The sequence below is a fragment of the Herbaspirillum sp. WGmk3 genome (assembly GCF_023952535.1).
GTDB lineage: Bacteria > Pseudomonadota > Gammaproteobacteria > Burkholderiales > Burkholderiaceae_D > Herbaspirillum > Herbaspirillum huttiense.
The window spans coordinates 159,294-170,909 of sequence record NZ_JAKYWT010000002.1; the positions used below are offsets into that span (position 1 = coordinate 159,294).

At 63.8% G+C, this 11,616-nt stretch carries 12 protein-coding genes; 8 read left to right on the forward strand and 4 right to left on the reverse strand.

Annotated features, from left to right (window positions below; all coding sequences use genetic code 11):
* Window positions 1-22 precede the first annotated feature (22 nt).
* The 7 genes from cobO to MKD49_RS06825 are packed head-to-tail and all read left to right on the forward strand — an operon-like array spanning window position 23 to window position 6,653.
* On the forward strand, window positions 23-625 hold the full coding sequence (cobO, locus tag MKD49_RS06795) for a cob(I)yrinic acid a,c-diamide adenosyltransferase (RefSeq protein WP_252695862.1): 603 nt from the start codon (window positions 23-25) through the stop codon (window positions 623-625).
* Window positions 625-1,959 carry a cobyrinate a,c-diamide synthase gene (locus MKD49_RS06800; protein WP_252695863.1) on the forward strand — a complete coding sequence of 445 codons (1,335 nt, stop codon included), beginning with the start codon at window positions 625-627 and terminating at the stop codon, window positions 1,957-1,959. The genes cobO and MKD49_RS06800 overlap by 1 nt, the downstream gene beginning before the upstream one ends.
* Window positions 1,956-2,627 carry a 5,6-dimethylbenzimidazole synthase gene (gene bluB, locus MKD49_RS06805; protein ID WP_252695864.1) on the forward strand — a complete coding sequence of 224 codons (672 nt, stop codon included), beginning with the start codon at window positions 1,956-1,958 and terminating at the stop codon, window positions 2,625-2,627. The genes MKD49_RS06800 and bluB overlap by 4 nt, the downstream gene beginning before the upstream one ends.
* Window positions 2,624-3,235, forward strand: a complete 612-nt coding sequence (gene cobU, locus MKD49_RS06810; protein ID WP_252695865.1) for a bifunctional adenosylcobinamide kinase/adenosylcobinamide-phosphate guanylyltransferase — start codon at window positions 2,624-2,626, stop codon at window positions 3,233-3,235. Before bluB ends, cobU begins: the two co-directional genes overlap by 4 nt.
* Window positions 3,229-4,188 carry an adenosylcobinamide-phosphate synthase CbiB gene (cbiB, locus tag MKD49_RS06815; RefSeq protein ID WP_252695866.1) on the forward strand — a complete coding sequence of 320 codons (960 nt, stop codon included), beginning with the start codon at window positions 3,229-3,231 and terminating at the stop codon, window positions 4,186-4,188. Before cobU ends, cbiB begins: the two co-directional genes overlap by 7 nt.
* Window positions 4,181-5,191: a threonine-phosphate decarboxylase CobD gene (gene cobD / locus MKD49_RS06820; RefSeq protein WP_252695867.1), complete on the forward strand. Its 1,011-nt coding sequence runs from the start codon at window positions 4,181-4,183 to the stop codon at window positions 5,189-5,191. Before cbiB ends, cobD begins: the two co-directional genes overlap by 8 nt.
* The gene (locus tag MKD49_RS06825) at window positions 5,184-6,653 is read left to right on the forward strand and encodes a cobyric acid synthase (protein ID WP_252695868.1); all 1,470 of its coding nucleotides are present in this window, start codon (window positions 5,184-5,186) and stop codon (window positions 6,651-6,653) included. Before cobD ends, MKD49_RS06825 begins: the two co-directional genes overlap by 8 nt.
* Window positions 6,654-6,707: 54 nt before the next feature.
* Here MKD49_RS06825 and MKD49_RS06830 read toward each other — a convergent pair whose 3' ends face one another.
* The 4 genes from MKD49_RS06830 to MKD49_RS06845 form a co-directional block, all read right to left on the reverse strand.
* Window positions 6,708-7,907, reverse strand: a complete 1,200-nt coding sequence (locus MKD49_RS06830; protein WP_252695869.1) for an alginate lyase family protein — start codon at window positions 7,905-7,907, stop codon at window positions 6,708-6,710.
* 240 nt (window positions 7,908-8,147) lie between these two features.
* Window positions 8,148-8,345 carry a hypothetical protein gene (locus MKD49_RS06835; protein WP_008329502.1) on the reverse strand — a complete coding sequence of 66 codons (198 nt, stop codon included), beginning with the start codon at window positions 8,343-8,345 and terminating at the stop codon, window positions 8,148-8,150.
* A gap of 97 nt (window positions 8,346-8,442) precedes the next feature.
* On the reverse strand, window positions 8,443-10,095 hold the full coding sequence (locus MKD49_RS06840) for a methyl-accepting chemotaxis protein (RefSeq protein ID WP_252695870.1): 1,653 nt from the start codon (window positions 10,093-10,095) through the stop codon (window positions 8,443-8,445).
* Between the two features lie 43 nt (window positions 10,096-10,138).
* Complete coding sequence (locus tag MKD49_RS06845; RefSeq protein WP_252695871.1) at window positions 10,139-10,642, reverse strand: hypothetical protein; 504 nt, start codon at window positions 10,640-10,642, stop codon at window positions 10,139-10,141.
* A 96-nt stretch (window positions 10,643-10,738) separates the two neighbouring features.
* Here MKD49_RS06845 and MKD49_RS06850 point away from each other — a divergent pair, with 96 nt between their 5' ends.
* A complete protein-coding gene (locus MKD49_RS06850; RefSeq protein WP_252695872.1) occupies window positions 10,739-11,614 on the forward strand; it encodes a LysR family transcriptional regulator in 876 nt (291 codons plus the stop codon).
* Window positions 11,615-11,616: the final 2 nt, after the last annotated feature.

Genomic DNA, 11,616 nt, shown 5'->3' on the forward strand with positions numbered 1-11,616 from the left:
AGTACCAGGAAAGAACCTCACCATGAAAACCGATCCCGAATCGCACAAGCGCATGACCCAGCGCCACAAGGAGGGCTTCGAAAAGAAGAAGGCCGCCGCCCAGAAGGAAAAGGGTCTCCTGATCGTCAACACCGGTACCGGCAAGGGCAAGTCCAGTGCCGCATTCGGCATGGGCATGCGCATCCTCGGCCACGGCATGAAGCTGGGCGTGGTGCAGTTCATCAAGGGCGCGCTCTACAGCGCCGAGCGCGACTTCCTGGGCGGGCACGCCAACTGTGACTTCCACGTCGTCGGCGAAGGCTACACCTGGGATACCCAGGACCGCGACGCCGACATGCGCACCGCCGCGCGCGGCTGGGACGAGGCCGTGCGCATGATCGGGGATCCGAGCTACGACATGGTGATCCTGGATGAACTCAACATCGTCCTGAAATACCAGTACCTCGATCTGGAGGAAGTGCTGCGTGTCTTCGCGGCACGCCGCGAGATGCTGCACATCGTCGTCACCGGCCGCCATGCGCCGGATGCCCTGATTGAACAGGCCGACCTGGTCAGCGAGATGCGCCCGCTGAAACATCCCTACAAGGAGCAGGGCGTGAAGGCGCAGAAAGGCGTGGAGTTCTGATGTCTGCCCCGCAATATCGTTGCCCGGCCCTGTTCATCTCGGCCCCGGCCTCCGGCCACGGCAAGACCACCATCACCGCTGCGCTGGCACGCCTGTACCGGCAACAGGGCAAGCGGGTGCGGGTGTTCAAGACCGGACCGGATTTCCTCGATCCGATGGTGCTGCAGCAGGCCAGCGGCCAGCCGGTGGCCAACCTCGATCTGTGGCTGGGCGGGGAGGATCACTGCCGCCGCCAGGTGGCACTGGCCGCCGCCGAATCCGATGTGTTGCTGGTGGAGGGCGTGATGGGCCTCTTCGATGGCGAGCCCAGCAGTGCCGACCTGGCGCAGTTGCTGGGCATTCCCATCGTGGCCGTCATCAATGCGCGCGGTATGGGCCAGACCATCGGCGCGCTGGCGCAAGGCTTGCTGGCCTATCGTCCCGAGCTGAAGTTCGCCGGGGTGCTGGCCAATGGCGTGGCCAGTCCGCGCCATGCGCAGATGCTGCGCCAGGGCTTGCAGAATGCACGTCCTTCGGTGCCGCTGCTGACCGGCTTGCAGCGCGACATGCAATTCGCCTTGCCGGAGCGCCACCTGGGCCTGGTGGCTGCGCCCGAGATCGCCGATCTGGATGCGCGCCTGGATGCCGTGGCCGAAAGAATGTCCGCTACTTCACTGGCCAATCTGCCTCCGGAAGTGGACTTCGGCACGCCCCCGCCGGAACGCGCATTCCCGCGCCTGCTGGAGGGCAAGACCATCGCCGTGGCGCGCGATCTGGCGTTTTCCTTCATTTACCCCGCCAACCTCGATCTGCTGGCGCTCATGGGGGCCACCGTGACCTTCTTCTCGCCGCTGGCCGATGAAGCGGTCCCGGAGTGCGACGCGGTTTGGCTGCCGGGCGGTTATCCGGAACTGCACCTGCCAGCCCTGCAGGCCGCGCAACGTACCCAGTCCAGCCTGCGCGCGCATGCCGGGGCCGGCAAGCCGCTCTATGCGGAATGCGGCGGCATGCTGTTCCTGTTGGAGACGGTCATTGCCGGTGACGGCAGCAGCGGCCAGCTGTGCGGCATCCTGCCCGGCCAGGCCACGGTGCAGCCGCGCCTGCAGGGACTCGGTTACCAGACCTTGCAACTGAACCTGCCCGGTGCAGTCGGCGAGCATCTGCGCTGCCATACCTTCCACTATTCGCGTGCGGTGGTCGGGGCGGAATTCATCGCACGCGGCGAGCGTCTCTTTGATTCTTCCGAAGGGGAAGTGGTCTATCGCCGTGGCCAGGTCACCGCCAGCTATCTGCACGCCTATTTCCGTTCGGCGCCGCGCACGGTGGCGGCGCTGCTGGGAGGGGCGGCCTCATGAGCGAGGGCGTCTCTCACCGCTATCCGCAGGCGCAGATCGATGCGGTCTACCGTGTCATCCGCGAGCGGCGCGACATGCGCCATTTCCTGCCCGATGCGGTCGCGCCTGAACTGCTGGAACGCCTGCTGCAGGCGGCCCATCACGGTCCCAGTGTGGGCTTCATGCAGCCGTGGCGTTTCATTCGCATCCGCAGCCAGGTGCTGCGCCAGCAGATCCATGCCCTGGTGGAGCAGGAGCGTATCGCCACTGCCCGCGCACTGGATCAGCGCGAAGACGAATTCATGCGCCTGAAGGTAGAAGGCATTCGCGAGTGTGGCGAGGTACTCGTCGCCGCACTGATGGATCAGCGCGAGACCCATATCTTCGGTCGCCGCACCTTGCCGCAGATGGACCTGGCCTCGCTGTCCTGCGCGCTGCAGAACATGTGGCTGGCCGCCCGTGCCGAAGGGCTGGGGATGGGCTGGGTATCGCTGTTTGAACCGGCGGCACTGGCGCAATTGCTGCATCTGCCTGAGGGGGCCGAACCGGTAGCGGTACTGTGCCTGGGCCACGTGCCCGCATTCTATGACAAGCCCATGCTGGAGCAGGAGCAATGGGCGACCCGCCAACGTTTGGAGGACCTGGTCTTTGAAGACCGCTGGCCCGTGCAAGGAGCATCACAAGCATGACTTCCCCAATCTCAACCCGACATCGCAGCCTCATCTTCGGCGGCGCCCGCAGCGGCAAGAGTGCCCACGCGGAGCGCCTGGCCCTGGCGGCGGCGCAGTCCGGTCCGCAGGAGATCGTCTATCTGGCCACCGCCAATCGCGCCGCCAGCCGCGACGATGCCGAGATGCAGCAACGCATCGCCCATCACCAGCAGCGCCGCCGCGCGCTGGGCGGCCACTGGAGCACCGTGGAAGAACCGCTGGCATTGGGTCAGGCGCTGCGGAGCCTGAGCCGGCCCGAGTCCGTGGTGCTGGTCGACTGCCTCACCGTCTGGCTGGCCAACCTGCTCTTCGCCGAGGGCGTGGACTATCCGGAGGTAGGGCCGATCACGCCGCCGCTGGCCTTCACGCAGCAGCGCGCGGATTTCCTGCGCGCCTTGCAGGAAGTGCAGGGCACCGTGATCCTGGTCTCCAATGAAGTGGGCATGGGCATCGTGCCGCAGGGGGCGATCTCGCGCTGGTTCGTCGATGAGGCAGGGCGCCTGAACCAGGCTGTAGCGGCCCTGTGCGAACGCGTGCAATGGGTGGCGGCCGGCCTGCCGCTGACCTTCAAGGACCATCCATGCTGAGCGGGCTGTCGTGGCCCGCGCTGGCCGCATTGATGGCGGTGGGCATCGCGCTGGACCTGCTGCTGGGCGAGGCGCGGCGCTGGCATCCGCTGGTTGGCTTCGGCAACCTGGCCAAGTGCATCGAGGGCAGGCTCAATCACGCTCCCGCGCTGCGTCTGCGCGGTGTGCTGGCCTGGTGCCTGGCGGTGTTGCCGCCGGTGCTGGCTTGCGCCTGGCTCATTGCCGTATTGCCGGGATGGCTGGCCGCGCTGGCGCACGCGGCGCTGCTGTATTTCTGCATCGGCCTGCGCAGCCTGCGCGAACATACGCTGCCGATTGCGCAGGCGCTGGCGCAAGGCGATCTGCCACTGGCACGGCGGCTGACCTCGTACATCGTCAGCCGTGATACGCGTGAGTCCTGCGAGGGCGAGCTGGCCAAGGCGGGCGTTGAATCCCTGCTGGAGAATGGCAACGATGCCGTCTTCGGCACCTTGTTCTGGTTTCTGGTGGCGGGCGGTCCGGGGGCGTTGTTGTTCCGGCTGGCCAATACGCTGGATGCCATGTGGGGCTATCGCAATGCGCGTTTCCTGTATTTTGGCTGGTCTGCCGCCCGCATCGATGATGCCCTCAACTGGCTGCCCGCCCGCCTGACCGCGTTCTCCTATGCGTGGCTGGGCCAGCGCCGCCAAGCGCTGGATTGCTGGAAGGCGCAGGCACCCGCTTGGAGCAGCCCCAACGCCGGCCCCGTGATGGCGGCCGGTGCCGGCGCACTGGGGCTGGCCCTGGGTGGACCTGCCATCTACGACGGTGAAGTGGAAGAGCGCCCTCCGCTGGGACGCGGCCTGCCGCCGCAAGGGCCGGACATCGTGCGTGCCTGGCGTCTGGTGGCGATGACCACGGCGCTGTGGGTGGCCGTGGTCTGCGCACTGGCAGTGCTGACCCTCGCAGTCGGAACGGGAGCGCACCATGCTTGAACACGGCGGTAATCTGAACGACGCGGCCCGCCATTACGGCCGTCCGCGCAGTGAATGGCTGGACCTCTCTACCGGCATCAATCCGCGTCCTTACCCGGCCCCTGCACCTGCGCCCGATGCATGGCATCGCCTGCCCGAGCCCTCGCACGCGCTGGAACAGGCCGCCTGCGCGTATTACGGCGCGCCCCGCCTGCTGGCCGTGGCGGGCACGCAAGCGGCGATACAGGCATTGCCGCAACTGCGCCTGCAACAGCAAGGCCGACCGGCACAGGTGGTGGTCGCGGCCCCCATCTATGCCGAACACGCCCACTGCTGGCGGCGTGCAGGGCATGCCGTGCTGGAGGTGCCGTATGACGATCTGGATGAGGCGGTCCGTGAGTCGCGCTGCGAGGTGCTGGTGCTGTGCAATCCCAACAACCCGACCGGTGCCATGGCGGCACCGGAGGATGTATTACGCTGGTCGACGCTGCTGGCCGCACGCGGTGGCTGGCTGGTGGTGGATGAGGCTTTTGGCGACACCGTGCAGGGCCACAGCGTGGCCGCCCACAGCGGCCAGCCTGGCCTGATCGTGCTGCGGTCGGTCGGCAAGTTTTTTGGCCTGGCCGGTTTGCGGCTGGGTTTCGTGGGGGCTGCGCCCGCGGTGCTGGAGGCGCTGGCCGACTGGCTCGGTCCCTGGTCCATCAGCGGCCCGGCCCAGCAGATCGGCAGCGCCGCGCTGTGTGATCGACCATGGCAGGCCGCCACGCTGCAGACCTTGCTGGCCGAAGGCGAACGCCTGCATGCGCTGCTTGCGCAGCACGGCATCCGCGCCAGTGGTACGGCGCTGTTCCAGTGGTGGCTTGAGCCCGAGGCGCAGGCGTTTCATGAATCGATGGCGCGTGCCGGCATCTGGGTGCGCCTCTTCACGCGCGGTGCCGGTGGCATCCGGCTCGGCCTGCCACCGGATGAAGCGGGCTGGTCGCGTCTGCAAGACGCCTTGAACACATGGAGCCAACGTGGCTGATTTTCCCTTTCATACCTTGATGATTCAGGGCACCACGTCGGATGCCGGCAAGAGCACCCTGGCCGCTGCGCTGTGTCGTCTGCTGAAGAAGGATGGCATCGGCGTCGCCCCCTTCAAGCCGCAGAACATGGCCTTGAACAGCGCCGTCACCAGCGACGGTGGCGAGATCGGACGGGCCCAGGCCTTGCAGGCGCAGGCCGCAGGCATCGCGCCCCACACCGATATGAATCCGGTGCTGCTGAAACCTTCCAGCGATACCGGCGCTCAGGTCATCGTGCATGGCAAGGTGCGCGCGGATATGAACGCCCGTGACTATCACCGCTACAAGACCGAAGCCATGCAGGCCGTGCTGCAATCCTACGAGCGCCTGCGCATGCAATATGCCTGCGTGATCGTGGAGGGCGCGGGCAGTCCGGCCGAGATCAACCTGCGCGCGCGCGACATCGCCAACATGGGCTTTGCGGAAGCGGTCGATTGTCCGGTCATCATCGTGGCCGACATCGACCGGGGCGGCGTCTTCGCCCATCTGACCGGCACGCTCGATTGCCTTTCCGAGAGTGAGCGCGAGCGCGTGATCGGCTTCGTCATCAATCGTTTTCGGGGCGATATCAGTCTCTTGCAGGGCGGCCTGGATTGGCTCGAAGCCCGCACCGGCAAGCCCGTGCTGGCGGTGCTGCCTTACCTGCACGGACTACATCTCGATGCCGAGGATGCCGTGGCGGCCACGCAGGAGAGCAAGGGCGATTTCCGCATTGTGGTGCCGGTCTTTCCGCGCATCAGCAACCACACCGACTTTGACGCGCTGCGCGCCCATTCCGGTGTGGACCTGCGTTTCATCGGGCCGGGTCAGCCGGTGCCGCCCGCCGATCTCATCATCCTGCCCGGCAGCAAGAACACGCGCGGCGACCTGCGCTGGCTGCGGGAACATGGCTGGGACACGGCCATCGCACGGCACCTGCGCTATGGCGGCAAGCTCATCGGCATTTGTGGCGGCTTCCAGATGTTAGGGGAGAGCGTGGACGATCCGCATGGTGTGGAAGGTGCGCCCGGCAGCAGTGCCGGCCTCGGCTTGCTGCCCATGCGTACCGAACTGACGCGTGAGAAGAAACTGCTGCAGGTCAGCGGCCAGTGTGCCTTCGGAGAGACGGCTGCAACGGTCAGTGGCTACGAGATCCACATGGGCGTGTCCTCCGGCCCGGCGCTGGGGCGTCCTGCGTTCGTGATCGACGGGCGCGGCGAGGGTGCGCAATCGGAAGATGGTCAGATCCTGGGCAGCTACCTGCATGGCATGTTCGATACGCCGCAAGCCTTCGGTGCGCTGCTGGCCTGGGCCGGACTGGCGGGAACGGCGCCGGTGGATCTGGACGCGTTGCGCGAGGCAAGTCTGGAGCGTCTGGCCGAGTCCTGCCGGCCCTTGTATGACGCCCTGCAGCGGGTGCCGACGCGGTTTGCGCTGAAGTAATACGGCAGGCCAGACGCACGTCTGATTGCCTGGCGCTGCCGGAAGGGCGGCTTGCTAACGCAAGGTGTACATCAAGGTGCCATAGCCGGTCTGATCGTAACCACCACTGTTGGGTCCGTAGTCGCCGCCGCCTCCCTCTGGCCGCACCTTCTCGGCAAAGCGTTGCACGGCGGGCGCGGGCAGGCCTTTGAGCACCACATAGTGCTGGTACAGCAGTTCCCAGATCGGGCGTATTTCGCCACGGCCTGCGGGTGAGATGGTCTCCTGCGTCACGTCGCTGTTGTGATAAGGCGTGAAGGGAACGGTATCGCCCAGGTTGTAGCGCGCCACATATTCGGCACCGCGCAGCAGCCGATTGTTTTCGTAGCCGAACAGGTCATCACCCTGGTTCCAGGCCATCTGGCAGAACGCGCCGGCAAGGGCCAGGTCCAGCAGGCTGTGTCCCTGGTCGCGACCGCTTTCCTGAATCTGGCCAAGACCGTCGGGATAGAGCGTCCAGACCAGATTGTTGATGGCACCATTGCCGGCTCCCTGCTTGAAGTAGCGGACGGCTTCCTGGTAGAGATCGTGGCGATCGGCCAGGATCCCGATCGCCATCATCGAACTCATGTTGGCGAGGTCCCAGTTGGCCCAGTAGTGATCGATGCGGGCCCCATTGTGGCGGGTGAGGAAGTCGTGATTCATCGGGTAGAAGACCCGCAGCATCATGTCCTTGAACGCGTTGAAGCCGCCGCCGGGCCAGTGTGGATAGTCGCGCAGGAGTTCTCCTGCGTTGGCCAGCTGGTAGCCATAGATGCCCGATGCCAAAAAACGGTCCGAACTGCCTTCGATGGCTTGCAAGGTGCTGGCCCATGCGTCAAGCAGGAGCGTCGCGCGCGCGGCATAGCGATCGTCGCCGCTGATTTTCCAGCGCAGGGCCAGGGCATAGGCTGCGGCCGCATCGTTGAAGAGGCGGCTGTAGTTTTCTGCATGTCCGGCTCCATCCTTGCCGCGATAGATCACCGGGACCGCCGCCGGCTGCCAGTCGAGGCCGGCGCGGCGGTTGCCGGTGAGGCGCTGCCAGCCTGCAGTCCAGGGCTGGTCCATGGCGGCCAGGCGGGTCTTGATCCGGGTGAAATCGGCGGTGGTGTGCAGGCCGCCCGGATGAACGAAGGCGCTGCCTTCGGCCAGCGCCAGCGGCGTGCATCCCGCGCACAGGCAAAGCAAGGCGGTACGCAGTGTGGTTCGGGTGGTCTGCAAGAAAATTGTCAGCATGGTGTGCGCGTCCAAGGAGCAACAATGGAGTGTCCTGCAAAGCCTGGCATCACTGAACCAGGCTCGTCCTCTGACTGCGTTACGTTGGCCGGGTTCAGCTCAGATCACAGACGTTTCACTTGCCTTGTCCTGTGAATGGTGGCCTGCCCCGGCGGCCCCGGTGTCACGGTGCAGCGTGTCAGCCAAAGAAAATCCCGGCCTTGCGGGCCGGGATGCGGTTGGGGGAGTGGCGGATGAGAATCAGGCCAGGGCTTCCTTGGCGGCTTCTTCCGGGGTGAGGCCATCGTAGTAGAGGTCAGTGAACCATTCGACCTGTTCCTCGATGTGCTCTTGTGCCTGGTCCAGCGTGGCACCGCCCTTGACCAGGAATTGCTCGACTTCGGTACACCATTGGATCAGGGCTTCGGTTTCCGGGTCCAGTTTCTCTTTCTTGGGCATGTTGACTCCTTTGCTTCGGTGATGATGGGCGTGAGTGCCCTGTGCAAGGATAGGCCAAACTGGGCGTTCATGTGAAATATTCTCGTCGGCACGGACCTCAAGACTGGCTCCACAGTATTTCATCGTCGGGCGCTCGCCCGTCGCCGGCGGCGGCAGGTGAGGGGGCGGGCGCACTGGTTTTCACGTGTGACGAGGGATTCCTCTCCTGCTTCAGCTTGAACAGGCTGACGGCTTGTTCCAGTTGTGCGGACTGGTCACGCAGGGACTGGGAGGCCGCAGTGGCTTCTTCGACCAGGGCGGCATTTTGCTGGGTGGCGTCATCCATCTGGGTAATGGCCTGTTTGACCTGCTCGATGCCTGCACTCTGCTCCAGACTGGCCGCACTGATTTCGCCGATCACATCCGTGACCCGGCGCACGCTGCGAACGACCTCCGCCATCGTCTTGCCCGCTTCAGCGACCAGCCGGCTACCTTCCCCGACACTGCTGACCGAATCATCAATGAGCAGTTTGATTTCCTTGGCGGCAGCGGCACTGCGCTGCGCCAATGCACGCACCTCCGATGCGACCACTGCAAAGCCACGTCCTTGTTCGCCGGCGCGGGCCGCTTCGACAGCCGCATTGAGCGCCAGGATATTGGTCTGGAAAGCGATACCATCAATGACGCTGATGATATCGACGATCTTCAGGGACGAATCATTGATGGCCTCCATGGTCGCCACCACCTTGTTCACTACGGCACCGCCCTGAGCGGCAACCGTTGAGGCCGAGACTGCCAGCTGGTTGCCTTGCTGGGCATTGTCGGCGTTCTGCCTGACGGCCGCCGCCAGCTGCACCATGGCTGACGTGGTTTCTTCCAGTGAGCTGGCCTGTTGCTCGGTGCGAGAGGACAGATCCAGATTGCCGTTGGCGATTTCGGACGAGGCTTTGGCGATGGTGGTGACGCCACCGCGCACGTTGCCGACGATCCCGGCCAGGCTGTCACGCATGTTGCGCATGGCGAACAGCAGGCTGGCGCGGTCGCTTTCCTTGATCCTTACCTCGGCAGCCAGGTTGCCTTCGGCAATGGCCTTCGCCACAGCCGCCGCATAGGCGGGTTCGCCGCCCAGTTGCAGCAGCAGATTGCGTACCAGCCACAGCCCTCCTGCCAGTACCAGCACGGCGACCGCCAGTGTCGCGCCAAAGGAAAACTGGCGCGTCGATGCAGCTTCGTTCTGTTGGAATTCAACCTTGTGCTGCGCGGAGAGAGCCTGCTTCTGCTTCAGATCGCCCAAGGAGGCAAAGGTCTTGTCAGCATTGTCCTTGACTTCGGTGCGATTGATTTCGCCGGCACCCTTCATGTCACCACTCTGCACCGCTTGTACCTGATGTTCCATTCCCTTGCGCATGGCGAGGTACGAAGTTTGCAATGTGTCGATTTGACCCGCAGTGGCCGGCGAGGATGCCTTGCGCAATTCATCAATCAACTGATCCACCTGCCGGAAGCGGGACGTGTTTTGCTCCTTCCATGCGGCAATGGAGGAGGGATCACCGATAGCGATCATGCGCAGGATGTTGATGTCGACGCGCGTGAGCAAGCCATCGATCTGGCCAATGATGGACGCCGCCTGGTAGTCCCGTTCGTAGAGCTCCTGCATATCGTTGGCAATCGCGGCCTGGCGGCTGATCAGGTAGGAGCTCAGTGCAGCGAAGCAGCAGATGGAGGCGAGAATGAGCGCAAGCAGTTTGCGCTTGATGGTCCAACCGGACATGGAATTCCTTTCTTGTTTTGTTTTGTTCAGGTGATGCGCACGATCACGGCGATGGCGGCCGGGGCAGGGCGAATTGGGAGAGGATGCCCCCGGCCTGGCTCATGAAGACATGGGGATGCATGGCCATCAACAGTTCCAGCTGGATTAGCAGGCGTGGCGATGCGGGAAGGTCCTTGCACTCCCCCGACTCCGCACGCCAGACCATGCGGTTGATGAATCCGATCGCGCCCAGTTCTCGCAAGAGTCTCAGCCCCTCCTGATATGAACGTGCGTCCTTGACCGGATCGAAGTTGCGTTCGAGGATGGCCAGGACTTCGTCTTCGAGCCGCTCCTTGATGTCATGCGTGAGCTGTTCAGTGATTTTCTGAAAAATGGTATTGAGGCCATGAAGCGATGCCGTCAGCTCGGTGACGTTGGTGAGCAACTCGTCCAGGCTCTGCTTGAGCGCTTCTTCTTCACGGCCTTTTCCCGATTCCATTGTCGACAACCTCCATTGCTCATGTTTCATCATTTGGACGGTAGCCCTGTTGTGGTGCAGCCAGTCCATTTCACAGGCGAACGCCTTAAGGAGACGATCAGATGCTAGTCTTGCGTACTCGCATATTTAAAACAATGCATCTTCAGAAAAACACTGTGTTCAATTATGGAAACACCAATCAGCCTGGATTTATTAAGTACGTTCGTCGCGGTGGCAGAACTCAGGAGCTTCTCCCGCGCTGCCGAACAACTGGGGGTGGCCAAGGGAACGGTAAGCCGTGCAATCACTGCGCTGGAGCAATCGCTGGGGACCGAGCTGCTGCACCGAAGCACCCATCGCGTCGATCTTTCTACGGCTGGTATCGCCCTGTACCACCGCGCGCGTGAGCCGGTGGACTTGTTGCGCAGAGCGGTACAGTCATTGCCGGAACGCGACGAGATGCCCTCCGGCTTGCTCAAGATCCTGGTGGTATGGGACTTTGCCGAGATTCTCTTGCCTGCGGCGTTGGCAGCGTTTTCTCAAAGGTATCCACGCGTGCGCTTCGATGTCCGGGTTGCCGGACCATTTGTAGACTGGGGCAAGGAGAACTTTGATATCGGTATTGCGGTAGTGACCGGACCGCTCAAGGATTGCAATCTCAAACTACGCAAGCTGGGGCGATCTACAGCAGGCTTCTACGCTTCCCCTGGCTATCTCAGCCGACGAGGAAAGCCCAGGAATCTGGAGGATGTGGAGCATTCCTGGATCTTGCATCCCGAGGTGGTCCGGCGCTACCGGATGAATCCTGAGCACGTGTCGTTTCAGATCGATGATTTCCTGATCGCGCGCGAGCTGCTCATCAGCGGAGCCGGCATCGGACTGTTGCCGGGCTTCGTGGCCCGCGCGCCCTTGCGTGCCGGATTGCTGGAACGGGTGCCGGTGAAGAAGGAATTCCAGCCACTGCACGGCGACTGGGCGCTGCTTTATTCGGGCAACGGGACGGTATCGAAGAAGGTCATCGCCTTCCGTGATTTCCTGTGCGAGGTGGTGGACATCGATTGACG